Origin of the sequence: Paenibacillus uliginis N3/975 (genome assembly GCF_900177425.1) — a bacterium.
Classification (GTDB): domain Bacteria; phylum Bacillota; class Bacilli; order Paenibacillales; family Paenibacillaceae; genus Paenibacillus_AQ; species Paenibacillus_AQ uliginis.
Genome location: NZ_LT840184.1, coordinates 1349781 through 1375660 on the forward strand (window position 1 = coordinate 1349781; position 25880 = coordinate 1375660).

The 25880-nt window shown below is 44.2% G+C and carries 24 protein-coding genes and 2 pseudogenes; 21 read left to right on the forward strand and 5 right to left on the reverse strand.

The window, feature by feature from the left end; translation table 11 throughout:
- The first annotated feature begins 3 nt into the window (after positions 1 to 3).
- The gene (gene sufB / locus B9N86_RS06290; protein WP_208918249.1) at positions 4 to 1401 is read left to right on the forward strand and encodes a Fe-S cluster assembly protein SufB; all 1398 of its coding nucleotides are present in this window, start codon (positions 4 to 6) and stop codon (positions 1399 to 1401) included.
- A gap of 58 nt (positions 1402 to 1459) precedes the next feature.
- On the opposite strand, the pseudogene B9N86_RS31085 reads toward sufB, so the two are convergent.
- From B9N86_RS31085 to B9N86_RS06305, 3 genes and pseudogenes are all read right to left on the reverse strand, one after another.
- A pseudogene (locus tag B9N86_RS31085) lies at positions 1460 to 1623 on the reverse strand (tyrosine-type recombinase/integrase); the annotation flags it as partial.
- 206 nt (positions 1624 to 1829) lie between these two features.
- Positions 1830 to 2048 carry a DUF3006 domain-containing protein gene (locus B9N86_RS06300; RefSeq protein WP_208918250.1) on the reverse strand — a complete coding sequence of 73 codons (219 nt, stop codon included), beginning with the start codon at positions 2046 to 2048 and terminating at the stop codon, positions 1830 to 1832.
- A 6-nt stretch (positions 2049 to 2054) separates the two neighbouring features.
- Positions 2055 to 2930: a ComEC/Rec2 family competence protein gene (locus tag B9N86_RS06305; RefSeq protein WP_208918251.1), complete on the reverse strand. Its 876-nt coding sequence runs from the start codon at positions 2928 to 2930 to the stop codon at positions 2055 to 2057.
- A gap of 84 nt (positions 2931 to 3014) precedes the next feature.
- On the opposite strand from B9N86_RS06305, the gene B9N86_RS30925 reads away from it, so the two are divergent.
- From B9N86_RS30925 to B9N86_RS06355, 10 genes and pseudogenes are all read left to right on the forward strand, one after another.
- On the forward strand, positions 3015 to 3245 hold the full coding sequence (locus B9N86_RS30925; protein ID WP_425298602.1) for a stalk domain-containing protein: 231 nt from the start codon (positions 3015 to 3017) through the stop codon (positions 3243 to 3245).
- A 36-nt stretch (positions 3246 to 3281) separates the two neighbouring features.
- A pseudogene (tnpA, locus tag B9N86_RS06315) lies at positions 3282 to 3522 on the forward strand (IS200/IS605 family transposase); the annotation flags it as partial.
- A gap of 9 nt (positions 3523 to 3531) precedes the next feature.
- A complete protein-coding gene (gene tnpB / locus B9N86_RS06320) occupies positions 3532 to 4620 on the forward strand; it encodes an IS200/IS605 family element RNA-guided endonuclease TnpB (RefSeq protein ID WP_208918252.1) in 1089 nt (362 codons plus the stop codon).
- 153 nt (positions 4621 to 4773) lie between these two features.
- Positions 4774 to 5013: a hypothetical protein gene (locus tag B9N86_RS06325; protein ID WP_210190644.1), complete on the forward strand. Its 240-nt coding sequence runs from the start codon at positions 4774 to 4776 to the stop codon at positions 5011 to 5013.
- A 239-nt stretch (positions 5014 to 5252) separates the two neighbouring features.
- The gene (locus tag B9N86_RS06330; RefSeq protein ID WP_208918254.1) at positions 5253 to 5834 is read left to right on the forward strand and encodes a TetR/AcrR family transcriptional regulator; all 582 of its coding nucleotides are present in this window, start codon (positions 5253 to 5255) and stop codon (positions 5832 to 5834) included.
- A gap of 15 nt (positions 5835 to 5849) precedes the next feature.
- Positions 5850 to 6554, forward strand: coding sequence for an ABC transporter ATP-binding protein (locus B9N86_RS06335; RefSeq protein WP_208918255.1), 705 nt, complete (start codon positions 5850 to 5852; stop codon positions 6552 to 6554).
- Entirely contained in the window at positions 6555 to 8270 is a 1716-nt protein-coding gene (locus tag B9N86_RS06340; protein ID WP_208918256.1) for an FtsX-like permease family protein, read from the forward strand.
- Between the two features lie 282 nt (positions 8271 to 8552).
- Positions 8553 to 10532 (forward strand): peptidase U32 family protein, encoded by a 1980-nt coding sequence (locus B9N86_RS06345; RefSeq protein ID WP_208918257.1) that lies wholly within the window; start codon positions 8553 to 8555, stop codon positions 10530 to 10532.
- A gap of 117 nt (positions 10533 to 10649) precedes the next feature.
- A complete protein-coding gene (locus tag B9N86_RS06350; protein ID WP_244562977.1) occupies positions 10650 to 11975 on the forward strand; it encodes an aspartate aminotransferase family protein in 1326 nt (441 codons plus the stop codon).
- A gap of 7 nt (positions 11976 to 11982) precedes the next feature.
- Entirely contained in the window at positions 11983 to 12855 is an 873-nt protein-coding gene (locus B9N86_RS06355) for a UbiA-like polyprenyltransferase (RefSeq protein ID WP_208918259.1), read from the forward strand.
- 100 nt (positions 12856 to 12955) lie between these two features.
- On the opposite strand, the gene B9N86_RS06360 is transcribed toward B9N86_RS06355, so the two are convergent.
- Complete coding sequence (locus B9N86_RS06360; protein ID WP_208918260.1) at positions 12956 to 14002, reverse strand: HD-GYP domain-containing protein; 1047 nt, start codon at positions 14000 to 14002, stop codon at positions 12956 to 12958.
- A gap of 92 nt (positions 14003 to 14094) precedes the next feature.
- Positions 14095 to 14847 carry a molybdenum cofactor biosynthesis protein gene (locus B9N86_RS06365; RefSeq protein ID WP_208918261.1) on the reverse strand — a complete coding sequence of 251 codons (753 nt, stop codon included), beginning with the start codon at positions 14845 to 14847 and terminating at the stop codon, positions 14095 to 14097.
- A gap of 106 nt (positions 14848 to 14953) precedes the next feature.
- On the opposite strand from B9N86_RS06365, the gene B9N86_RS06370 reads away from it, so the two are divergent.
- From B9N86_RS06370 to B9N86_RS06415, 10 genes are all read left to right on the forward strand, one after another.
- Positions 14954 to 16387, forward strand: coding sequence for a bifunctional metallophosphatase/5'-nucleotidase (locus B9N86_RS06370; protein WP_208918262.1), 1434 nt, complete (start codon positions 14954 to 14956; stop codon positions 16385 to 16387).
- Between the two features lie 72 nt (positions 16388 to 16459).
- Positions 16460 to 17287, forward strand: a complete 828-nt coding sequence (locus tag B9N86_RS06375; protein WP_208920135.1) for an undecaprenyl-diphosphate phosphatase — start codon at positions 16460 to 16462, stop codon at positions 17285 to 17287.
- A 104-nt stretch (positions 17288 to 17391) separates the two neighbouring features.
- A complete protein-coding gene (locus B9N86_RS06380; RefSeq protein WP_208918263.1) occupies positions 17392 to 18483 on the forward strand; it encodes an HD-GYP domain-containing protein in 1092 nt (363 codons plus the stop codon).
- Positions 18484 to 18506: 23 nt separating this feature from the next.
- On the forward strand, positions 18507 to 20777 hold the full coding sequence (locus B9N86_RS06385; RefSeq protein ID WP_208918264.1) for an MMPL family transporter: 2271 nt from the start codon (positions 18507 to 18509) through the stop codon (positions 20775 to 20777).
- A 135-nt stretch (positions 20778 to 20912) separates the two neighbouring features.
- A complete protein-coding gene (gene yfkAB / locus B9N86_RS06390; RefSeq protein WP_208918265.1) occupies positions 20913 to 22052 on the forward strand; it encodes a radical SAM/CxCxxxxC motif protein YfkAB in 1140 nt (379 codons plus the stop codon).
- 23 nt (positions 22053 to 22075) lie between these two features.
- Complete coding sequence (locus tag B9N86_RS06395; protein WP_208918266.1) at positions 22076 to 23410, forward strand: hemolysin family protein; 1335 nt, start codon at positions 22076 to 22078, stop codon at positions 23408 to 23410.
- A gap of 34 nt (positions 23411 to 23444) precedes the next feature.
- Positions 23445 to 24476 (forward strand): sporulation integral membrane protein YtvI, encoded by a 1032-nt coding sequence (ytvI, locus tag B9N86_RS06400; protein WP_208918267.1) that lies wholly within the window; start codon positions 23445 to 23447, stop codon positions 24474 to 24476.
- A gap of 158 nt (positions 24477 to 24634) precedes the next feature.
- Positions 24635 to 24856 (forward strand): spore coat associated protein CotJA, encoded by a 222-nt coding sequence (locus tag B9N86_RS06405; RefSeq protein ID WP_208918268.1) that lies wholly within the window; start codon positions 24635 to 24637, stop codon positions 24854 to 24856.
- A gap of 3 nt (positions 24857 to 24859) precedes the next feature.
- On the forward strand, positions 24860 to 25135 hold the full coding sequence (locus tag B9N86_RS06410) for a spore coat protein CotJB (protein WP_208918269.1): 276 nt from the start codon (positions 24860 to 24862) through the stop codon (positions 25133 to 25135).
- A gap of 81 nt (positions 25136 to 25216) precedes the next feature.
- Positions 25217 to 25786 (forward strand): manganese catalase family protein, encoded by a 570-nt coding sequence (locus B9N86_RS06415; RefSeq protein ID WP_208918270.1) that lies wholly within the window; start codon positions 25217 to 25219, stop codon positions 25784 to 25786.
- Positions 25787 to 25880: the final 94 nt, after the last annotated feature.

Genomic DNA, 25880 nt, shown 5'->3' on the forward strand with positions numbered 1-25880 from the left:
CGAATGGCCAAAAAAGCTCCTGAAATGGAAGAGTATAAATATGGTTTTCGTGATGAACACAAGGCTGTTTTTCAAACTGGTAAAGGTCTGACTCGCGAAATCGTGACTGAGATTTCTAAGATCAAGAACGAGCCGGAGTGGATGCTTGACTTCCGTCTGAAGTCTTTAGAACAGTTCGAGAAAATGCCAATGCCTAAATGGGGCGGAGATCTCGATGGACTAGATTTCAACGACATCCAATACTATGTAAGACCTTCTGAGAAACAAGGTAAGACCTGGGAAGAGGTTCCTTCCGAGATTAAGGAAACCTTTGACAAGCTGGGTATTCCTGAAGCTGAGCAGAAGTTCCTTGCTGGTGTATCGGCTCAGTACGAATCTGAGGTTGTATACCACAACATGCAAAAGGATCTTGAAGACCAAGGTGTTATCTTTACAGATACCGATACAGCTCTGAGAGAGCATCCTGAAATCTTCAAAGAGTACTTCTCGACCGTAGTTCCACCTACGGACAACAAGTTCGCGGCGTTGAACAGCGCAGTATGGTCCGGCGGTAGCTTTATTTACGTTCCAAAAGGCGTAAAATGTGAAATTCCGCTGCAGGCATACTTCCGTATTAACTCCGAGAATATGGGCCAATTCGAACGTACACTGATCATTGCGGACGAAGACAGCTTTGTTCACTATGTTGAAGGATGTACGGCTCCAATCTATAGCACGAACTCGCTTCACAGTGCAGTTGTTGAGATCATCTGTAAGAAAAATGCACGTGTCCGTTACACGACGATTCAAAACTGGGCTCCGAACATTTACAACCTGGTTACGAAGCGTGCAGTTGCAGAAGAGAACGCGACTATGGAATGGGTAGATGGTAACATTGGTTCCAAGCTGACGATGAAGTATCCTGCCGTTATCCTGAAAGGCCGCGGAGCGAAAGGTATGGTGCTCTCCATCGCTGTTGCCGGTAAAGGCCAGCATCAGGATGCAGGCGCCAAAATGATTCACTTGGCTCCGGATACCACGTCTACAATCGTATCCAAATCGATTAGTAAGCACGGTGGTAAAGTGACTTATCGTGGACTTGCTTCCTTCGGACGCAACGCTGATGGTGCCAAAGCTAACATCCAATGCGACACCTTGATTCTCGATAACGAATCCACATCGGATACAATCCCATATAATGAGATTAAGAATGATAATGTGATGCTGGAGCATGAGGCAACGGTATCCAAGGTGTCCGAGGAACAGTTATTCTATCTCATGAGCCGCGGACTGAGTGAATCGGAAGCGACTCAAATGATCATTATGGGCTTTATCGAGCCGTTCACCAAAGAATTGCCGATGGAATATGCGGTAGAGATGAACCGTCTGATCAAGTTCGAGATGGAAGGCAGCATCGGTTAACCTTGATACACCAAGGTTTTCCTGCTTTGATTTAGGGGTTTGTCCGTTTTTTGTCCGGTTACTTCACATATTGCTCGTACAGGGCAATAGCATCATCTTCAATTTTATCTGTAACATGTAAATACGTGTCCGCTGTGACTTTCACGCTTGCGTGCCCAAGTCGCTCGGACACGTATTTTATTTTTGCGCCGGCTTCAAGCAAAGAACGGCGTGAGTGTGTCTACTTGGATTTCAAGAAAACAATTACCAACATAAACACCCAGCGTATCGAAAACAGAATTTACCCCATGAACTTGTCATCATGAGTTTTCCAAGGAGTATATCGGAAATCGAGTATATGGAATTCAATGATTACTTAATAAAAACGATTATGAAGTCTGACATATAAGTTAAGAGCCGTTGAGGAAGAATCCCACGGCTCTTATTTATTAATCTTCAAATAATTCCTCCACTAGCTTGTCAACTTCACGTCTACGTTTTTTAGTCGCCTGTTTATCGACAGTTATAACGTTCCCACTTATTTGAACAACATCTCCTACATCCGCTTCGCTTGGCAGCAGATGCTTCGGGTATTCGATAGTATGCCCGTCTTCCATTTCGATTTTGGCTATATCGCATTCAATCTGGTCGATAATACCTTTTATCATTCTCCATTACCTCGCAGTCTTAAATATTATATTCTTCCCATCACTCATTGCCGTAATCGTTCCTCGCTTGTCTGTCCGGTATACTTCTACATCCGCTTTCTTTAATCGGTTCGTGACAATCCCCTTCGGGTGACCATATTTGTTATCCTTACCTACGCTGATTACAGCATATTTAGGATCTACGGCCTTTAAAAGTTGGGGAGAGGATGATGTTTCCGAGCCGTGATGCCCGACTTTAAGCACGTCAGCACCCAGTTCCTCAGGAGACTTCAACATATCCGTTTCGCTCTTGTGCTCAGCATCCCCCATGAACAGGAACGAAGTATCTTTGTATGTAACCTTTAGAACAGCGCTCCAGGCATTAAGATCCTTGCCATATTCTCCAATCGGCGTAATGAATTTAGCAGTCACACCATCTAAAGGTAACTCTATCCCTGCCTTTGCTGATTTAATCTTTAGGTTTCTATTCTTCACAGCCATCAAGAAGTCTTTGTATGTGTTCGTGGTATGTGAAACTCGTGGTGCATATACGGACTTGACTGGAATTGCATCTATGACCGTATCTAGTCCGCCAATGTGGTCGGCGTCCGGGTGAGTAGCAATGACCGCATCAAGACTCTCTACACCGAGCTGTTTAAGATAATCTACCACATCGTCGCCCTTGTGGTTGTCTCCACCGTCGATCAATACATGCTGTCCTTTAGGCGTTCGGATCAATGTCGAGTCACCTTGGCCGACGTCCAAATAGTAGACCTGTAACTCACCTGCTGCTTGCTCCTTCGGGAATGCTTGGTTTTCTGGTGTTGTTGCTGTTGGTAAACTCGGGGAGCAGGCAACCAGTACAAATAAAATAAGTCCTAATGATATGTATAGTTTTCTCATGAGACCCTCCTTATGTATAAATTTTAACACATTAAAATAAATAGAAGGACCCTGGGGACGGCGGTTTATGCTGCAAGTCTGCAGATTAAAGGTACGATTCAAAACTTTAAGTATCTTTTGAACGGAAAGAGCTGGAATCACTCCGATAAACCTATTCTGGTGAATGGACAGTATTATCTCCCCGTTAGTGTTGTAAAGGAAGCGACAAAGACAAACGTAACGATTGATAAGGCAAAAGGTACAGTACATATTGGAGAAAATTTAATTAGGTTTCCGAAAAGAATTCACACACTTCAAGGAATGTGTAAGGCGTAGCCCAGTGAGTAAGTGGGAGATGAATTTTCGGTTGAAGATTGGAATCACGATAAAGACCATATTCATGTGATGTTCAAAGCACATCCCAATAGTGAATTGTCAAAATTTCTAAATGCGTATAAAAGTGCTAGTTCTCGATTGATAAAACGTGACTTTCCCATTGTTCGCAAAAAGCTTTGGAAGGAAATGTTTTGGTCAAGAAGCTTCTGTTTGATTACAACAGGCGGCGCATCTAGAAACGATTAAACAGTATATTGAAAAACAAGGCAGAAAGTAGGTGTAGGTAATGTTAAAAGCATACAAGTATCGTATTTATCCGAATGCGGAACAGCGGATATTTTTCGCAAAAACATTTGGTTGTGTACGCTTTGTATATAACAAAATGCTTGCTGATAGAATCAATTCTTATCAAGAATCTCAAAAAAACATGGATAAGTCCATCAAGTATCCTACACCGGCACAATACAAAACAGAATTTCCATTTCTCAAAGAAGTGGATAGCCTTGCTTTAGCTAATGCACAAATGAATCTAAGTAAGGCATATGCTAATTTCTTTCGAGATAAATCTGTGGGATTCCCAAAGTTCAAAAGCAAGAAAGACAACCATAAGAGCTACACGACTAACAATCAAAAGGGAACGGTGAGCATTGGCGGTGGATACTTGAAGATTCCAAAGCTCAAGACGCTAATTAAGATCAATCAACATCGTCAATTCCAAGGGTTGATTAAATCTGTTACCATTTCTCAAACACCGAGCAATAAGTATTTCATCTCTATCTTGGTCGAGGAAAATGAACAATTGTTCCCTAGGCTAGACACTAGTGTAGGGATAGATGTTGGACTCAAGGACTTTGCCATTCTGTCGAACGGAACGAACTATGAGAATCCAAAGTGGTTTCGCAAAGCTGAACAGCGTTTAGCCTTCTTGCAACGTTCGCTGTCTCGTAAAAAGAAAGGCTCAGCAAATCGCAACAAGATGAGGCTTAAGGTTGCCAAGCTTCATGAAAAGATCAATAATCAGCGAAATGACTATCTCCATAAGGTAAGCCATGAGATCACAAACGACAACCAAGTAATGGTGATCGAAGACTTACGTGTGAAGAATATGCTACAAAACCGCAAATTATCTAAAGCGATCAGCGAGGTATCTTGGGCAAAGTTCAGAACGATGCTTGAGTACAAAGCTCAATGGAAAGGTCGTGACATCATCGTTGCGCCTAAGAATTACGCGAGTAGTCAGCTTTGTTCAAACTGCGGATACCAAAACAAAGAAGTCAAAAACGTAAACTTGCGTGAATGGGATTGTCCATCTTGTAACGCACATCACGATAGAGACTTCAATGCAAGTCTGAATCTGCTTAAACTAGCCAACTAATTGGCATTGATCTTCGGGGCAGGAACTGCCCTTGGAGCTTGGTGAATTCATTTGGCTAATAGAAGCAAATGTTACCCAAGAAGCTCCCACTTCAACGAGCATCAGTGAGTAAGTGGTGAGTAGTTCACAGAGGTCATTATAACTAAGGGATCTTTGCCTAGTGTATACCTTTATCCGGAAGCTAAATATCAAACATTGGTTTTAGATATTATGGCAATTGAAGAAGATGCAATCGTTGTCATCAATAACCAAGATAAAAGTGAAGAGATGAAATCTTTATTGATACCCAAAGATTCGAAGGAGCAAATTGAAATAAATATAACCGGGATCAAGAGACTTGACGTAGCAATAAAAGGTAAGGTAGTTGTTTATCCAACTTCTCATTATAAGTAAGCAAGAAAGTGCACCTCCTAAAATGGACATTGGAAAAACCTCCGGGTTGATCTGATTGAAATTTTTGGGGGTGCATTTTTTCTTGGTCATTAAAGGACACATTATTTTTTTTGGGCGAAGGTACCGAATGATTTAAAAGGCTTGAAAAAGTGACACGCGTGTCGTATATTCTAATAAGTAATAAAGTGACACATGTGTCACTCGCTTTATATTAGTAATTCCAGGAGGTACATTTTTATATGGGGTCAAAAGCTGTTGAGAAAAGAAATTATATTTTAGCAAAGGCTACACATGTTTTTATTCGGGAGGGCTATACCTCCGTGACTATGAAAGACATTGTTGAGGAATGTGGTATAAGTCGAGGCGGTTTATACAAATATTTTAGCTCCACTAAAGAAATTTTCGAGGGGATTTTATCGTCTCAGAAAAGCGTAGATCATTCTTATTTTTTTGAGAGCATGAAAAATGAAAAAAATGCCGTAACCATTTTAACTGAATTTTTGCAGCAGCAGAAAGAGGAGTTATTAAATATTGGTAGCACCATCAGGTTAGCCATTTATGAGTTCTTCTTATCTCAAAAAGATAATTCGTTCGAGGGGATTTTAGAGCAGTACTTTAATGTTGCTGTTGCTATGATTTCGAAAACACTCTCCTATGGAATTGAGCGAAAAGAAATAATGCCTCTAGATACAGATGGAATGGCAAGGCAAATTGTGATTTTGCTTGAAGGGTTAACGATTATGGCTTTGAGCATGTCTGTTTCACCAACACTGATAGACGAGCAGATAGACATGATGGTGAAAAGAATAGTTTCAGCTTGAGAATGGAGGACAATAATGAAGCCAATTATCAGGGCAGAAAAAATAATAAAAAAATTCAACAATAACGAAACGGTCTTAAAAGGAATAGACCTGTCCATCTCATCTAATTCGTTCACGGTTATTTTAGGTCAAAGTGGTTCTGGAAAGTCTACATTACTTAATGTTTTATCTGGTCTATTACGTCCGACTTCTGGCAAAGTTTTTTACAATGATATTGATATCACCAAACTAAGCAAAAGAGAACTATCAAATTTAAAGCGCAATGAACTTAGTATTATTTTTCAAAATTATTTATTGCTTGCAGATTTAACCGCCGAAGAAAATATCACAATTGGCATGTCTCATCAAAAAGTAGATCTATCGTATAACGAATTAACAAAAATATTAGGAATTGAGGACATTCTATATAAGTTTCCATCCCAATTATCAGGAGGGCAGCAACAGCGCGTTGCCATTGCAAGAGCGATTATAAAAAAACCTCATGTTCTATTTTGCGATGAAGCTACAGGCTCACTTGATGAAGAAAATAGTAAAATAGTCGTCGCCCTTTTACATGAAATCAAAAAGAGATATGGTGTAACAGTTATTTTTACTACTCACAATTTAAAAATTGCAGAAACGGCAGATCGAGTCATTACGGTGAAAGATGGTGCTGTTTATAAAGATATATGGAATGAAACCCCTTTATCTGCAAATGAAATAGATTGGGAGATCAATTAAATGAAATATTTATTTAAACAGTCATTTACAAGCTTATTAAAAACGAAAAGCAATATTATCATCCTTTTTGCATTGGTAACATTGACGTCTTTTATGTATTTTTTTGTCCAATTCTCAGTAGATGAAAATATGAGTACATTAAATTCAATGATTCAATCAGGCCAGACTTTAACGGATAATCAGGAAAAATTTCTTACAGCTTTACAATCCAATACCATTCTTGCGCGTAGTTTTCTAATTATTTTAATTCTGATAACTGGATTTATTTTCTACATGTTCTATAAACGATATTTTACTCTTCATAAAAAGGAAATCGGATGTTTTAAGGCTCTAGGCTATACTGATCAAACGATATGTTTTATATTCATCTCATTTACTTTCCTAATTTCAATAGTAGGCTCATTGCTAGGAATGATACTAGGATGGTTCGGTTCTGATCTATTACTAACTGCCAGCATTGAAGCTTATTCTGTTGAAAATGTAAAAAAAGGTATTCATCTCTTTAGTTTCATGTTGGGCGTTGTATCAGTAGTTATTGTCTTGTGCGTTATTACAACTTGGGCTTGTTACCAGTTTTATAATAAAGAAACAGCATTACTTCTCAATGGTTCAGACAAGCAAAAAGAAAATCGCTTGGCTGAAAAACTCGTAAATATTGTACCAAAACGTTATAAATTGTCTGTCAGGATAGCAATGAGAAAACCAATAACTATTTTATTAACAATTATTACTGTAGGAATAGTTACATCTTTGTTTGTCATAAGTATTTCTTTAAATTTAAGTAGTAAAAAAGTATATACATCCCAAACAGAAGGACATAGATATAGCTTTGACACAAAATACGACGAGTATCAGACAGACGATGAAAGTAATCATGAAGTTAGCTATTATTTACGAACACCTATCGCCATAGAAATTGAATCTAAACAAGAAGTTGTTCAACAGATCGTTGGAATGGATGGACCTGTCCATCTGCTTGAACTAAAAAATGAACAAGGCACATCATTGACAATTCCAACAGATAATCAAGTTCTAATTAATCCGGCACTCAAGGAACTGTATGGATTCCACAAAGGGGACAAAATTACTTTTACAATTTCTGGACAAAGGCAAACGGCAACCATATTAGATATAGCTGAAAATGCAGAGACGAATTCGATTTATATCTCTAAAAAACAAGTGGCCGAGTGGTTAGGTGTTCCGAAAAACGTTCATACAGGCGTTTTGAGTACGGAGCCTTTAAATATGCACAATGGAAAGACCATCACGATGACAGACAGATTGATAGAATTGGATAAAAATGCGGTATCTAACCGTATGAGTGGGGTCATTAATCAAGTATTGGGATGTATAATTGGCTGCCTTTTAATTTATTTAGTGTTATTACTCCATTTTCAAGAAAAAATAAAAGATATATTAGTATTGGATTTATTAGGATACCAAACAAAGCAAATTAATAAAATGCTAATTAATATTTATAGACCAATTTTGTGCTTCTCATTTATCGTGACACTTTTTCCGAGTATCTGGATAAGCCAATTAATACAAAAGAGACTATCAATACAAACTGGTGACTATATGCCTTTTCAAACAAATGCGATTACTATATTAATAATTTTGTTAATATTAAATGTAATTTATACGTGTGTACAGATGATATTTAATTTCAAAATAAAAAAAATTATAAATCAAGAACAGATAACAGATTATATTTAACTTATTGTATAAAAACTAAATTAGCAGTTCTATATAGAAGAAACCATTCTGATCAATCTTTGTTCAAAATAGTTTCTTTTTGTTTGTCTAACGCACACCTTGTTATTTGTGATTAACATCATAGTATTGGTGTTTTCACGATGGTTTCTAGCCGTAGAATGGTCATGAAATCGCTTTACATTTAACAATTTGTGAATTCAATCACAATGTGAATGTTCGATGCTATAATTAATATAATTCAAATTTTAACATGTTTACCCAGAGTGGTAAGGAGGAACGACTATGGCCAGATTTTTTAACGGAAAAGAAGTCGAACTGTTAGCTCCTGCTGGAACATTTGATATTTTTAAATCAGTTATTGATATGAATTGTGACGCGGTGTATTTTGGTGGACCTTCCCTGAATATGCGTATGATGCGCAAAGGATACAACCTGAGCTATGAGGAAGTTCGTCAAGCAATCGAGATGACACATGAACGCGGCAAGCGTGCGTATGTTACAGTGAACAATCTCATGAATGAAGAGGATCTGGATGAAGCTAAACGTTATTTTGCCTTCTTGAATGAGGCTAAACCCGATGCTATCATTGCACAGGACTTGGCCGTGTTCCCACTCATTCAGAGCATGAATTATACGAATATCCCGGTGCACTCTTCCGTAATGATGAACGTTCACAATATGGATATGATTGAAGCTCTGAAGGAAATGGGGGTAACACGTGTCGTTGCCTCTCGCGAGATGGACCTGCGCACAGCGGAACTTTTACAGTCGAAGACAGACATGGAGTTTGAATACTTTATCCATGGTGACATGTGTACGGTTCACGGAGGGAACTGCTTGATTAGCTCAATGCTGTATGGCAACAGCGCGAACCGTGGACGCTGTATGAAGCCTTGCCGCTGGGATTATCGGGTGAAGAAGGATGGTCATATCTATCCTACGGAATATCCGTTAGCAGCGAAGGACATGTACATGTATGAGCATATTCCAGAGCTCATTAAGTCCGGCATTGTGTCTTTCAAGATTGAAGGACGAATGCGTGACGAGGAGTTTCTCCGCTTGCTTGTCAATAGCTATGGCGATGCAATTGATCGCTATATCGCCGATCCAATCGGCTTTAATCGTAAGCAGGATGCAGAAGCGTTGTATGAGAATCGCAAGCGTGATTTCTCGACAGGCTATGCTTTCGATAAGCCTGGCTTGAATTACATTAACCGCCGTTATGAGGGCACAGGCAAGTTTTACAGCACGGGCAAGGTTTTCAGCACGCCGACAGCGGAGCGTGAGCTTAAGCTTGATCGTGTAGAGCAAGTCCGTGACAGACTGGGCAGTGCAAAGCGTGAAGGAACTGCTCATGCAGCACCTAAGGTGAGCGTCCATGTGAACAATGTCGAACAAGCCCGTGCTGCTCTCGCAGCAGGCGCTGATGTGATATATCTGACCGGAGATGTGTACCAGCCGGATCGTCCTTTTACCCGCGAAGAGATTGAGGCACTTACTGCTGAAAAGGGCCATGCACAAATTCTGCTCGGCATGCCGAGAATGATGACGGAGCTTCATATGGAGCAATACAATCAATTTATTCGTGCGGGTGCAGGCAATGGCTTCTATGGATTGGACGGCTTACTCGTGACAAATATCGGTGCGATGCATAAGTTCCGTGATGTGCAGTTGCCGATGGTTGCGGACTTCAATCTGAACGTATTTAACCATATGTCGGCTGCTCTCTATCATGAGCGTTTCAATATGGAGCGTCTTCATGCTTCGCTTGAGCTTCCTCTGAATGACTTGACGAAGCTGCTGGACAACACGAATGTTCCAATTGAGGTTATTGTGCACGGTTCGCCAATCGTCATGTATCTGGAGCTTGATCTGTACGAGAACACGGAAGTGATGGAATCGATTGGTGAAGAGGATAATAAATTCGTCGATAACCAGTACCTCGTACTTATGACGGATAAAGGGGAGAACCCGGTATACCGCGATTGGAGCGGACGTAATCATCTGGCTCTCTCGAAAGAGCTGTGCTATTTGCCTATGCTAAAGGAATTGCACGAAGCAGGGGTTGATCATTTCCGCATTGAAGGTAAGACTTATACGCCTGAGCAGCTAGGCCATATCGTCTCTGTCTATAAGGAGGCCGTTAAGGATCTGACGCAGTGTGATTCTCTGTTTAAGGGGATGCAGCCCGTTTTTGCAGGCTATACCCTTGGCTCACTGCAGTTCGGTCAAGCGCTTAAGCTAGAGCCAGTAGAGGTATAGGGATTAATTAATATCTGTCTATTTCTGTCATACATCATCGCAGCACTCAAGGAGGGCGGCAGACATCCTTGTCTGCCGCTTCTTGCGGGAAATCATATATACAAAGGGTGGATGAACGTGAGTAACTTGAATCAAGATCATGGTCATAGTCAGCAGGCGTCATATATCGGTCCAGAAGGAGTATTGGAGAAGCGTAAACAATATTTCTTCCCGTGTACGCATCATTTTTATAGAAATCCGCCGCAAATTGTGCGGGGAAAGATGCAATATCTGTATGATGAGCAGGGACGTGAATATGTGGACTTCTTCGCAGGCGTATCTGTCGTTGCCTGCGGACACTGCAATGAGCAGATTACGGCGAAGACGATCGAGCAGCTTCAGACGCTGCAGCATACAACGACGATCTATCTGACGCAGCCAATGGTCGATCTGGCTGAACGGTTAGCGAACGGAGTGCTGCCGGGCAGCCTGAAGCGCACCTTCTTCTGCAATAGTGGATCAGAGGCGAATGAAGGCGCTATGCTGCTTGCTCGGCTGCATACAAAGCGCCGAGACTTTATCGCACTTGAGTACGGATTGCATGGCCGCACGTATCTGACGATGGGCGTGACAGGTATTCCGATGTGGCGCTCGGATGATCACCTGGATACAGGCGTTACGTTCATTCCGCGCCCTTATGATCCGGAACTGGATGATGAGACGGCTGCACGCCGCTCGGTTGAAGCGCTCCGTGAGGTGCTTGACAAGAAGGGAGATACAATCGCAGCGATGATTGTTGAACCTATTCAAGGCAACGGGGGCATGATTACTCCGCCGAATTGGTACTTCCGCGAGGTAAAAGCGCTGCTCGAACAGTATGGCGTTCTGCTCATCGCAGATGAGATTCAGACTGGTTTCGGCCGCACGGGTAAGATGTTCGCCATGGAGCATTACGGCGTCGTGCCGGACATTATGGCGATGGCGAAGGCGCTCGGCAACGGGGTGCCGATCGGAGCGTTTGCGACGACAGATGAGATTGCAGCGAGCTTCAATCGACCGTCGGCGTCTACTTTCGGCGGTAATCCAATGTCAGCTGTGACAGCACTGGCTGTGCTGGATTATATCGAGCATGAAGGCCTGGTTGAGCGTGCGGAGCGGGTGGGCGGACGCCTCATTAAAGGGCTCCGTATCCTGCAGGAGAAGCATCAGCTTATCGTGGATGTACGCGGTAAAGGCTTTATGTGCGGAGCGGAATTGCGCGGAGCAGATGCACAAGCGAGTGCTGACTTGACGGATGCTGTGCTAGAACAGATGAAGGATCTCGGCTATATTATCGGCAAGAACGGCACTGGCCGCAATGTGCTGGCTTTCCAGCCGCCGATCATCATGCCGTCTCAAGACGTTGATGCAATGCTGAAGGCGCTGGACGACGTGTTGACAGCTTGCGAAGCAGGGGAGTGCTGATCCGGTCATGGAACTGATTCGCAAGTTTACGCGCAAGACCCGAATGTTTGGTGAGCTCGTCATGTTTTCGCATACATTATTCTCCCTGCCTTTCGCACTCATCTCGATGGTGTGGGCAGCAGGAGGCATCCCATCCGGGTATGTGCTCCTATGGTCACTTATTGCGCTTGTTGCCGCACGTAACGGCGCCAACGCCTTTAATCGCCTCGTAGATCGGCAATTCGACGCGGCGAATCCGCGTACGGCGCATCGCCATCTGCCGCGCAAGCTGCTGCATGAACGCGAAGTGACGACCTTCGTTGTTGTCAACTTTGCAATTTTCATACTCGCAGCGGGTATGCTGAATCCGCTATGCTTGTGGTTGTCGCCGGTGGCCATCATACTAATCTGCTCGTACTCTTACACAAAGCGCTTTACATGGCTCTGCCACCTGTATCTTGGCTTTACCATCGCCTCCGCACCGATTGGCGCATGGTTCGCTGTAACGGGCGAATTCGCCTTCACGCCATTCGTGATCGGCACGATCGTCATGCTGTGGATCGGCGGCTTCGATATTATCTACGCGACACAGGATATAGAATTCGACCGCGAGACAGGCCTCTGGAGTGTGCCGCGCGTGTTCGGTCTGGATGAAGCGCTCTTTATTGCGCGCGGCTTGCATACGATTATGGTACTTCTGTTATTCTCCCTGTACGTTCTTCAAGACCTCGGTTGGTTGTACCTGATTGGCATCCTGTTCGCGACAATACTGCTTGCAGTTGAGCATAACATCATTAAGCCATCAAATCGCAAGCGGATGAATGTGGCCTCCTACAATTTGAATCAGGTGATCAGTATGGTGATTCTGTTCTGTACGATGGCGGATTATTTTCTAACATAGGTTCATAATACATTCGCTATTACGATTGATTCAAAATAGAAAAGCCTTCCCAGTAGATTAGTCTACTCTACTGGGAAGGCTTTTCTTTCGTTGATGATAATTAAAATAGTATTTCTTGAATCGCGAATTCCCGTTCCTTGGAAAGATCAATAAATCGGTCAGAGGTTTGAACGAGTGGACGGAAATAGTCCGATTGGTTATTCATGATAATGATTCCGGACTCCCCTGAGGAGAGAATGACTTTTTTTCCAATAAAGTTCGGAAGCATGTTCTGGATAAAAGCATGTGAAGGTTTGCCATTCAATTTACCGAAACTAAGGCTATAGAGCTCCCTCAGAACGATAAGCAGTTGTTGTTTGGACTGATAGACCCTGTTGGTTGTCATGGCACTGTAAACGTCCGCTACAGCTGTAATATGAGAGTATGGGTGAATCTGTTCTTCACGAAGGCTCTTTGGATATCCAGTTCCGTCATCCCGTTCATGATGCTGCAGAGCAACAAGTGCTGTAACCTTGTCGTCGATGGACTCGCGAATGATATCATAACCATAAACCGTATGCAGTTTAATCTCCTCGAACTCCTGAGGAGAGAGTTTACCAGGCTTGTCCAGTATTTCTTTCGGTATTTTGCTCTTGCCGATATCGTGCAGATAACCAGCTTTGCCAATGTCATAGGATTCTCTAGAGGAGTAGCCCATCCATGTGGCAAGGTAATAGGAAAGCATACCGACCTGCATGGAATGCTTGTATGTATAATCGTCCTTACCGTTCAGCAGCAGAAGAAGAGAAACGACGTCTTTTTGTCCCATTAAGGAACCAACAACAGGCTGAAATGAATCATCAACGACACTTTTGTTAAATTTTCCGGTTTTAAACGCTTCCATAAAAATAGTGGAAAATCCGTCAATGGCTTGGTCAAAATGCGGTTTGACCTTGCTCAGTGATTCCGGTGTTTCAGACGACGGATCAATAGACAAGAGGATCTCACGGGGTTCAATATCAATATAGTCGATACTATGCTGCAAAAGCCTCGATATTTCCTCGAGCTGAACAATCGTTCCTTTTTTTAGGACATGGACACCATTTCTGTTGAAAATTTCTCGCAGCATTGTATCACCGGGTATCAGGTCCGTGACGTGTACTCTCAAATCATTGCACCTCTTACCTGTGTAATTAAGTATATAGTTTTATTATAAATCAATCTTAGCAAGAAAAAAATGGATTTACAATGACTTATTGACTAACAGTCATTATTGATTGGGTCCCAAGTCCCTGTCTGTGGCCCTTTCCATTGAGACCCGTCTTCCCAGCGTTCTTTCTTCCAAATAGGAACCGTTCGTTTTAATTCCTCGATAGCGTAGCGACTTGCGTCATAACATGTATCACGATGTGGGGAAGAAACGGCAATAACGACACTGATTTCTCCTATATCGACGGTGCCAATCCGGTGTGAAATTGCACATGCTGTACCAGGCCAAGAGGTCTGAATGTTAGAACGGATTTTTTGCATTTCTTGCAATGCCATCGGGATATAAGCCTCGTACTCCAATGTGATAGTGCGAAGGTCGCCTGTCATCTCTCTTGTCGTTCCGACAAAATTCAACGAGGCACCGTGGTTAGGGTGGAGAACTTTTGCGAGTGTATCTTCAGGAGATAATATATCGGTTGTGATGACACACATGCCATCCGGTGTACATCCGGCATATTTCTTGTGCTCCTCTTCATCACTAGGCAATCCGTCACCGCCGGAAACGGGAGGAATCAGAGCTACTTCGTCGGTTTCAGTAATAAGGCTATCCTTAGCTGCGTATTGTTGGTTTACAGCAGCGAATGATATATCGATTAGCGAGCCTGCGTGGGGGTAGGTCTCGCGGATAATAGCTTTAAGCTCTTCGGTACTGATGGGGAATTCCTTGACGGGAACGCTAAGGACAGATGCACCGATTCGGTCTGCTAAACCTGCAAAAAGTAAGACTTGAACGTTATTTTTCATATAGGTTCACCTCGAATTCTTATGGGCTTCAATATACCATAATCACGGTTAAAATGTTATGCTTGTAAGACCGAAAAAATCGATTATGTCACGGGGAGGGGCCGCTATGAGTCAGATGGCGACTGATAAGCTGACGATATTGCACACCAACGATATTCACAGCCATTTTGAAATGATGAGTGCAAATGCGGCAGTTATTTCCCGGGAAAGAAAAGCTGCAGGGGAAGAAGCTGTGTTAGTCCTGGATATAGGTGATCATATGGACAGAGCAGCTGTTGAGACGGAAGGTACGATGGGGCAGGCAAATGTGGATGTGATAAATCTGACCGGCTATGACGCCATCACGATCGGCAATAATGAAGGCCTGACTGTTCCAGTGGAAGCTTTGGAAACAGCCTATTCAGGATTGCTGTGTCCTGTCGTATGTTGCAACATTTTTGAGATTATCGGAGGCAAGCCCCCCGCCTGGATGAAAGAGCATGTCATTCTAGAGAAGAATGGCATTAAGGTCGGAATAACAGGAGCAACGGCAGCTTTTGACAGCTTTTATAAACTTTTGGGTTGGGATGCCAAAGATCCTGAAGCTTCAATTGCGGAACAGGTACAAATCCTGAGAAATCAGGTAGATGTAGTGATTGTCATGTCTCATCTAGGCATTACAGCCGACAAAGCTATAGCAGATCGTGTATCCGGCATCGATATCATTCTGGGCGGTCACACCCACCATGTATTAGAGGAACCATTATTTATTAATGGAACTGCTGTTTGTGGAGCTGGAAAATTCGGTCATTATGTAGGCAAAGTCGAGCTGGAACGCAAAGCTCCACAAGAGCATTTTACCGTTATGAGCGGGCGCTGTATTCCTGTGGAGCGTACGGAGATTGATCCTGAAGTGGAGAATGCGGTGTTAATACATCGTGAACAAGCTGAAGAGCGTTTGCAGGAAGCTGTTGCGGTTACGGATCGAAAGCTTGAAGTGGATTATGAGAAGGAATCCTCATTGGCCAATTTGCTTGCACAGGCGGTTCGCCATCACACGAACACAGATATTGCAATCGTAAATTCCGGACAGCTGCTTGGTCATCTTCCTGCAGGACAGATTAGTGTCGGAATGATACATGGGCTATGTCCATCGCCTATCAATCCTTGCGTTGTGAAGCTTCGTGGCTCCGATATTCTTCAAGCTCTGGAAGAGAGCTTGCTCCCTGAGTTTTATAATAAGAAGATCATGGGCTTTGGCTTTCGGGGAAAAGTCCTTGGAGTTTTGGCTTTAGATGGATTAGAGGTACTGTACAACGAAGCAGGTCTTCATTACCACAAAATAACTCAGGCCAGTATCCAAGGTGTACCGATTGAGAAGGACCGGGAGTATGCTGTTGGAACGCTGGATATGTTCACCTTTAAAGTCGGATATGAAACATTGGCTAAAGGCCAAGATGTACTTTATATGCTTCCTGAGTTCATCCGCGATCTGCTGAGGCAAGAACTTTCGCGCCCTGGAGCGCTGGAGGAAAGCTTTCTTACCCGGTGGTTATCCTGAACATCCGACTATCTTCCTTCGGCCGAGCATACATATGAGTAGGACAAAGCTGAAGGATGAGAGGGGATGGCTATGGATTTTATCGCATCCATTATTTTAGGAATTGTTGAAGGACTTACGGAATTTATTCCGGTATCATCGACGGGGCATATGATCTTAACCGCTAAGGTGATGGGGTATGACGATCAGACACCGATTATGAAGACGTTTGAGATCGTCATTCAGCTCGGTGCGATCCTCGCGATCGCGATTGTTTATTGGAGTCGTATTATGAATCTACTGGGCTGGAGCCATAGTGAACCGTTGATCAAGCAAGGGGTACCGAAGAAGAGATTGAACCTTATGCATGTTATTCTGGGGATAGCTCCGGCTCTCACCGTTGCTTTTTTTGCGAAGGATTTCATTAAAGGTTTGTTTAGCGCCCAAACTGTGCTGTATGCTCTTGTGGCAGGTGGTATATTTATGATGTTTGCGGAGTGGTACAATAAAACAAAATCTCGGATTACTGCCCATGATATGGATGACCTGACGTACAAGCAGGCGCTTTTGATCGGCTTGTATCAGATTATATCGGTGTTGTGGCCCGGTTTCTCCCGTTCAGGCTCGACGATTTCCGGAGGGATGCTGAGCGGAGTGAGCTACAAGGCAGCTGCAGACTTTTCGTTTCTGATTGCAATTCCGATTATGTGTGCGGCGGCAGGGTATGAGCTGTTGAAATCGTATCGTTACTTTACAACAGATGTGCTGGGACTGTTTATTACCGGTTTTATCGTATCATTCGTGGTAGCTTACTTTGTAGTTCTGGCATTTATGAAGCTGATCCAAAAAATCCGGCTGACTCATTTTGCAATCTACCGTTTTGTACTGGCCGCTGTTTTCTGGCTATTTATCATGCAGTAATTAATGCTGTCTGCATTAGTTTGAAATCCTTCATTCACAAACCCCAAGCACAACATTTTTTGGTGCGAAACAATTCATATATCGAATGCAGAGGAAGTGGCAGTTTGCGTCTTATACCCGTAAACTTATTGAAGCCAGGAATGGTTCTTGGCAAAAAAATATACAATAGCGACGGATTGATTCTGCTCGCGGAGGGTGTGAAGCTGACGGATGGTTTAATCCGTCGGTTGGGCGGTCTAGACCTTAGTTATATTTATATAGAGGATGCGAAGACAGAAGATATCGCAATTCCGGAACTGCTGAGCCAGCAGACCAAGCTAGAGGCGATCCGCTCCATCCGAACGGGCTTCAAGAACCTGGAGGAACGGCCAACAATGAAAGGCAGTTTTCTTCATTTGGGCAAAACCTTTTCCGGGATGATGGAGACGATCATGGACGAAATATCGGCGGTGGACGAATCGATGGTGCTACTTACCGATATGAACACGAATGATTTTAACCTGTACCAGCATTCCCTGAATGTATGTCTGTATTCAATGGTGCTTGGCATCTCCTACGGTTACAGCCGGGAGGAAATCAGAGTACTAGGCCTCGGAGCACTGCTGCATGACATCGGCAAAACCCGGATTCCTGCGGGTCTGATTCAGAAGCCGGGACGATTGACCGATGAGGAATTCCGGGAAGTACAGAAGCATACCGAGATTGGATTCAAAATTTTAAAGGACGAGCCGAATATTCCGCTCATCTCTGCGCACTGTGCGCTCCAACATCATGAGCGTCTGGATGGCTCAGGATATCCAAGAGGCCTGAAGGGTCCGGAGACCCATGAATATGCTAAATGGATCGCAATAACCGATTCTTATGACGCGATGACAACACACCGGGTATACAAACCTGCAATGCTGCCTCATCAAGCGGTAGAAGTAATGTACGCCGGTTCGGGAACGCTGTATGAACAAAGTTTTCTTGCAATATTCCGGGATCGGGTTGCCATATATCCTCCAGGGATGACGGTTCAACTTTCAACGGGGGAAACCGGAGTGGTCTCCAAGATTCATTCTGAAGTGCCTCACCGGCCAGTGGTTCGTATATTAAACAACGCTGCCGGGGAGGAACTCAGACAACTCTATGAAATTGACTTGTCGGAATCACTTGCTGTGATGATAGCCGGTACCGGACAGACCAACCCAGATTAATAGAGATGCAAGGAGGATGAACCGTGAATCAACATGGCGAGGAAAATATGTTTTACAGGTGGGGACGTTTTGTTTACCTCTTCCGCCGTGCCATTGTTGCTGCATGGTTTGTTTTGTTCTGCGTCTTAATTCCGTTTGCACTGCAGCTCCCCTCACAACTGCAGCAAAACGGATTCTCACCGGAAGACAGTCCATACCTGATCGGGATCGAGAAGCTTGAGGAAGGGCTGGGCCTGTCTTCAACTACAATCGATATCGTCATCGTAGGCAAAGAAGGCGAGAATCTGACGACAGGAAAGCAGCAGAAGCGGATACTTAATGAACTTGCTCCGCTGCAGGACAAGCCCTATGTTCGTGATATGTTTATCAACATCGCTTCAAGGCAGCCTGGGCAGGATCATATTATTTCTGTAACTGTAATGCTGAATGAAGATACGGTAGAGGCGCTGAAGCATTTTGATGAGATTAGAGCGGACATCCCTCCGATCACAGGAGCAGATACATATCTGACCGGTAATACAGCTGTGTTTGCGGACATGAACGAAGCTGTGAAGAATGATATTTTCACGGCAGAAATTATCGGCTTGCCATTGGCCCTTCTTATTTTGCTGCTTGTCTTTGGCACATTTACGGCAGCAGTGCTGCCGCTGGTTGCAGGTTTGGTCAGCGTAATGGTGACGATGGGCTTGCTTTATTTTGTTGCTGTTTTTGATGGAAGTATCAGCAATTTTCTTCCGAATGTGGTTACCATGCTGGGCCTTGCGGTAGGAATAGATTATGCTCTCTTTGTTGTCAGCCGCTTTCGAGAGGAAATCTCAAAAGGGAACACGGAGCGGGCAATAGCCATTTCATGCGGTTCGGCTGGAAAAGCGGTTGTATTCTCAGGTGCAGCGGTTTGGATCGGTTTTCTAGGCATGGCATTTATTGACTTGCCAATCTTTCGGTCGTTCAGTATCGGTGGAATTGCGGTCGTGCTCGTATCGGTGTTGGCTGCCAATACACTGCTGCCGGCTTTATTATCTATGCTCGGTCCCAAAATCGATACCTTGCCTGTTTTCGGAAGTCGTTTTCGTCATGCTCTTCATGGACGAGGATCGGGCATGTGGCGTAAGATTTCAGCTTTTGTCATGGCAAGGCCTATTATCATTTCCATTTCGGTCATCGTGCTGTTGGTTATTGCTATATATCCGGTCAAATCCATGAAGGTCGAAATTCCGGCGGCGGAGGTGCTGCCGCCATCCTATGAATCCCGTTATGGATATGACCTGTTGAAACAGGCTTATGATATACGGGAATTGAGTTCGATATTGGTAGCCGTTGAATTGCCGGATTCATATGAAACAACGCAAAGCGTCGGGGCAATGAAGAGCTACATGGATCAGGTGCGGCAGCTCCCAGGCGTTCAACGGGTGGAAAGTTACACCAGTGTTTCCCGCGGTAGCGTTGAGCAAGTAACAGAGTACCTGTCGCGTCCAGAGATTCGTCAGCAGCTGGAGAAGTATCATGTTGTTCGGGACAAGATGGCTGCGGCTGCCATTGTACCGAAATATGGCGATTCTGATAAAGTGACAGAAGAACTCATCGTCCAACTGCGAAATATGGATATGCCTGGGATTCAGACTTACATTACGGGAACTCCGCCCTACAAGCTCGATATTGTAGAAAAAATCAGGCAGGGAATACCCTATGTACTTCTGTTTGTGTTTGTTACCACGTATGTCGTGCTACTGTTTGCTTTCCGTTCTGTCATACTTCCGCTGAAGGCGGTAATTATGAACGTCCTCAGTTTAGGAGCTGGACTTGGCATCGTTGTGTGGGTGTTCCAGGAAGGAATGGGCGCTCAGTGGTTTGGAGTTACACACACCGGCTCTATTTTTGCGCTACTGCCCATACTAATCTTTTGCGTCGTATTCGGTATATCTATGGACTACGAGGTTATTCTGCTATCACGTATAATGGAAAGCTACGAGGCTACGGGAGATAATGAGCTAAGTACGGCTGAGGGACTGGAGAACACAGGAGGATTAATTACAAGTGCGGCACTTATTCTGGCCTTTGTCGTAGGGGCGTTTATATTTACAGACAATGAAGTGATGAAAGCCATTGGCCTTGGATTGACTGCCGCCGTCTTGCTGGATGCAACCGTCATTCGGGTATTGCTCGTTCCAGCTTTCATGAAGCTGCTGGGTAAAGCGAATTGGTGGAGTCCGGCATGGATGTTCCGGCGGCGCCATGGTTCAGAGGCTTCGGTAAAATATGACGGAAAGATCGGATCAGATCAAAGCGAGATATAAGGTCGATGCCAATGAGAGTACGGGTTATGGGTATGCTATAATAGAGGAATGGACATTATCCAGACTTTTACGTTACTACATAGATCGATTGTAATTTAAGCATTCGGTTAATAAAAGAAATAAAGGTGGAAAACAATGAGTAATACAGCAAGGTCCTATCAGCCAGTCTTTAAACCACTTTCTCCGAGTTATGACCCGTGGGATCCGATCACATCATTGCGTGATCACGGACGACATGTGCTGACCAGTGTGGAAATGACGGTTACCCATTTATGTAATATGCGCTGTGAGCACTGTGCGGTTGGCGATATGCTTGTCATGAAAGAGGCGCCGATGCTGCCGCTGGATATCATGCTGAAGCGACTGGATGAGGTGGAGCATTTGCAGACAATCAGCATTACAGGAGGAGAGCCGGCTTTTCTAGGTAAAACGGTGGATAACGTTATCGTACCCTTGTTGAAGTATGCCAAGGAGCGCGGCATCCGTACACAGATTAACTCCAATTTGACGCTGGAGCTCGGCAGGTATGAGAAGATGCTGCCCTATCTCGATGTAATGCATATTTCGTTCAATTATTTGAACGGAGATGATTTTCATGAGGTTGGTTTTGCGAACAGTGGACATCCCGTGTCCAAAGAGGCGGCGTATCGACTTTACGACACCATGATGCTCAACTCAGAGAAGCTTAGTAAGGAAGGCATGTTCATCTCGGCCGAGACTATGATTAACTATCGTACGCATGAGAAGCTGGACGGAATTCATACGTTGATCAAGCAGATGGGCTGCAAGCGTCATGAAGTGCATCCGATGTACGCTTCCAATTTCGCAGCTTCACTGCCGGTACTGTCTTTATCTGATATGAAATCGGCGATCCACCGTTTACTCGACGTTCGTGACCCGGATATGTGGATGCTATTTGGCACACTTCCTTTCTTCGCTTGCAATAGCGATAAAAGTGACCAGGAACTGATTTATCGTCTTCGTTCCGAACCGAATGTGACGGTTCGGAACGACCCGGATGGACGGAATCGTGTTAATGTTAACCTGTTCTCGGGTGATGTTTACGTGACTGACTTTGCGGACATTCCTCCTTTTGGAAACATTAAAGACCAAAGGCTTGATGAGATATTTGATGCATGGTCAACGGGTCATCCGTTGAATCAGACGGTAAATTGCCACTGTGACGCTGCAAGTTGCTGTGGTCCGAATTTACTCGTTGCGGATATGTACTATAAGGGTATTGATTTCAAAACAAGAAAAGCTATTACAAACTAGAATCCGAAAGAAGGCGTATTGCAATGGAGGAGTTTGAGGTCGGGAGACTGATTTTAAACCTGCTCTTGGTTTTCCTGCTTGTTCTGTTGAACGGCGTGTTTGTAGCAGCCGAATTTTCTCTCGTCAAGATGCGGCAATCCAGACTAACCCAACTGGTTAGTGAAGGAAACCGCATGGCGGGTGTAGCTCTCAAAGTGAACCGGAAGCTGGATGCTTATTTATCTGCCACGCAGCTCGGTATCACATTAACCTCTTTGGGGCTAGGTTGGATCGGGGAACCGGCCATCTCAAAACTATTAGTAGAGCCACTGATGTATAGGATGGGAATGACAGATGGAGTACTGATTACGACGATTTCCGTCGCTATCGGCTTCTGTATCATTACATTTCTGCATATAGTGTTAGGGGAGCTTGCACCAAAATCATTGGCTATTCAGCGAACAGAAGGAACAGCCCTTCTTTTATCTGCTCCACTTCTGTGGTTTTATCGTATTTTTCTTCCAGTCATCTGGGTTTTGAATGCATCTGCGAACGGTATTTTACGGTTGGTTGGGATCGAACCGGCGAGTGAAGCGGAAGCAGCTCACTCTGAAGAAGAAATACGCATTCTTATGAATGAGAGCGCCAAGAGCGGAGTCATCGATGAGAACGAAATGAAGTTGATGGACAACCTGTTCGATTTTTCCGATCTGCGGGCAAGAGAGGTTATGCTTCCACGTACGGATCTGGATGTCCTGTACACGAATCTATCTTTGGATGAGAATCTGAAAATTTTGACTGAAACGAAGCATTCCCGCTATCCTGTAGCTAGTGAGAACAAGGATCGGATTATCGGGTTCATCCACATTACCGATTTGCTCATGGCCCCTACTGAACAGCAGAGGGATTTAGCCGCTATTGCCAGACCCATCATGGACGTACCGGAGTCAATGGAGATCAGCCAAGTACTCCGTTTAATGCAGACAAGGCATGAGCAGATGGCGCTGGTCGTAGATGAGTATGGAGGAACAGCTGGTATTTTGACAGCAGAGAAGATACTTGAGGAGATTGTCGGGGATTTATATGATGAATTTGAGGACGAGCGTCCTGAAGTGGAAGTGAACGGAGATATGATTTCCGTGGACGGCCGGATGTTAATTGAGCATGTCAACGATCTGACGGGGGTAGTTATTGAGGAGCAGAAGGTTGACTCGATTGGCGGCTGGTTGTTTAAAGAGCTTGAGGGAAACCCGCACAAAGGCAAAAAAATTGTGTTTGACGGTGTTGTCTTTGAAGTTGAGGAGGCCACCCGCTTGCGCATCACTCGTGTAAATATCAACAAAAAGCGCGCTGCGGACCAAGTCTCAGAACCGGAATAAAAAGAACGGAACTTGATGAGTAAGGAGGTGGACTATGTCGGGGAAGCAGTTAGTTTTTATCGGTCTGGGCCTCTTTTTAATCTATGGTATGTTCACCGTAGGGGCCCCTTTTTTACTGGCGTTGATCATTGCTATATCGCTTGAGCCGTTTAACCGTCTTCTAATGAAAAGAGCCCGTCTGAACCGGACAGCCGCAGCAACAATTACTTGTACGCTGTTTTTGCTCGTACTGATGTTCTTGGTTTATATAATGGGCTTACAGGTTTTCGCCCAATTAGTAGAGTATTGGAGTAAGGCTCCTCAGTATTTTGAAGGGGCGAACCATTTTTTGCAAAATACCATTTTACAAGCACAAGGCATGCTAAATGGTATTCAGCCGGGTCTGGCGGATAGTTTAACTGCATTCATGTCTAACATATCATCATATGTGCAGTCTTTGGTTAACACGCTCTCATCCACATTTCTATCATTTGCCAAAACACTGCCTAACTTGTTCGTTACGTCCATTGTTTTCTGCGTTGCACTGTATCTGTTCAGTCTCAGTCTGGACACGATGCGGGCAAGCGTCCTCTCTTTCTTTGACGAGAAGTCACAGTCCCAAGTTAATGAAGTTCTCGGCAGCTTGAAAAGCTCAATCTTCGGTTTTTTGCGGGCTCAGTTAATTCTAAGCTTGTTCACTTATGTGATAACGTTGTTCGGTCTCCTGCTGCTCGGCGTAAATTACCCGCTTGCTATTGCGCTATTGGTTACGATTGTCGATGTTTTACCGATACTTGGCGTGGGCTCGGTGCTCGTTCCATGGGCAATCTACCTGCTGTTTGTAGGCGATCTTTTTACAGGTATAGGGCTTGTTATATTGTTCATTCTCATAACCGTGATCCGGCGTGTTCTGGAGCCTAAGGTTATAGGAGATGCGGTTGGTATCGGAGCACTTCCTGCCCTGATAAGTATGTATGTTGGTTTTAAGCTTGTTGGAGTGATCGGTTTTTTTATCGGACCGTTGGTCATCATTCTATACTCAGCCTTGCGCAAGGCAGGGTTGTTCCAGATTAAGATCAAGTTTTAATAAGGCTGTCGAGAAGCCCTTTTCCCGTTATTTTTGTGGAGAAAAGGGTTTTTTTGTGTTTTCTGAGTTCATTTTCTGGGCGGATGACATATGTTAGTTACGAAGAACCGAGATTTTGTGCTGCTTGAAGTGAAATCCAAATGAAGGAGGAAAATGTTTTGAAACCGAATCCTGAGGAACGTGTGTACGTCCCGTATCGCGGCCCATTTGATCCTTGCCCTCCACTACCATATAGAACTTATGTTGTTCCTGTAAATCAATTCATCGTATTTCAACCGGTCGACTTGCCGCAGTTCAGTCCAGCGGAGGCTCTGAGGCATGGAACGTTGTGGCCTGCTCTCTATAGTCCCTACAATTCTAGAAAACTGAAAGGGGAGTAGATCATGGAGGAAGTCAGACCTAAGCCCGGAGATCCCCGTTATTATGAGCTTCTGGAGCAGCTGCAGGCTATCGATTTTGTGTTGTTGGAGCTCAATCTGTTTCTCAATACACATCCGAATGATCTGAAGAGTATAGAGCAGTATAACAAGCTCGCTCAGGAACGAATGATTTTGGCAAGGCAGTTCCAGGATCTTTATGGTCCTTTGATGAATTTCGGTCACTCTTATACCAGATATCCGTTTCAGTGGTCCGAGACCCCGTGGCCCTGGCAGGTGTAACAGTGTCAGCAGCTGGGCTGTCTCGATATGTCATTCAGCTCGGCTGTCAGTAAGTCTTAGAATAAGGAGGCGGTTCATCCCATGTGGGTATATGAGAAAAAGTTGCAATATCCCGTAAGGGTCAGCAAGTGCGATCCTATGATGGCTAAATTCCTCATTGAACAGTATGGAGGAGCCGATGGAGAGCTGGCGGCGGCTCTGCGGTATTTGAATCAGCGGTATACAATCCCGGAAAAGGTCATTGGTGTACTCAACGATATCGGGACGGAAGAATTTGCCCACTTGGAAATGATAGCAACGATGGTATATAAGCTGACGAAGGATGCTACGGTTGAACAGCTGATGGAAGCAGGCCTCGGAGCCCATTATGCAAATCATGACAAGGCTCTTTATTACGAGAATGCGGGGGGCGTTCCGTTTACTGCAGCCTACATCCAGGCGAAGGGTGACCCCATCGCGGATCTCTATGAGGATATTGCGGCAGAGGAGAAAGCGAGGGCTACATATCAGTGGCTGATCGATATGACGGATGATGTGGATCTGCAGGATGGTTTAAAGTTTTTGCGGGAGAGAGAAATCATTCATGCTATCCGTTTTCGAGAAGCGGTTGAAATTATTAAGGAAGACCGGGGTACGAAAAAAATATTCTGAAAAGCTTGTAATCTGTTGCCTAGAGTACTACCTTGTCTGTTGTTAGACGCTACGCGTACACGTAGCGTCTCTTTATAGTACCTTTCAGGATAAG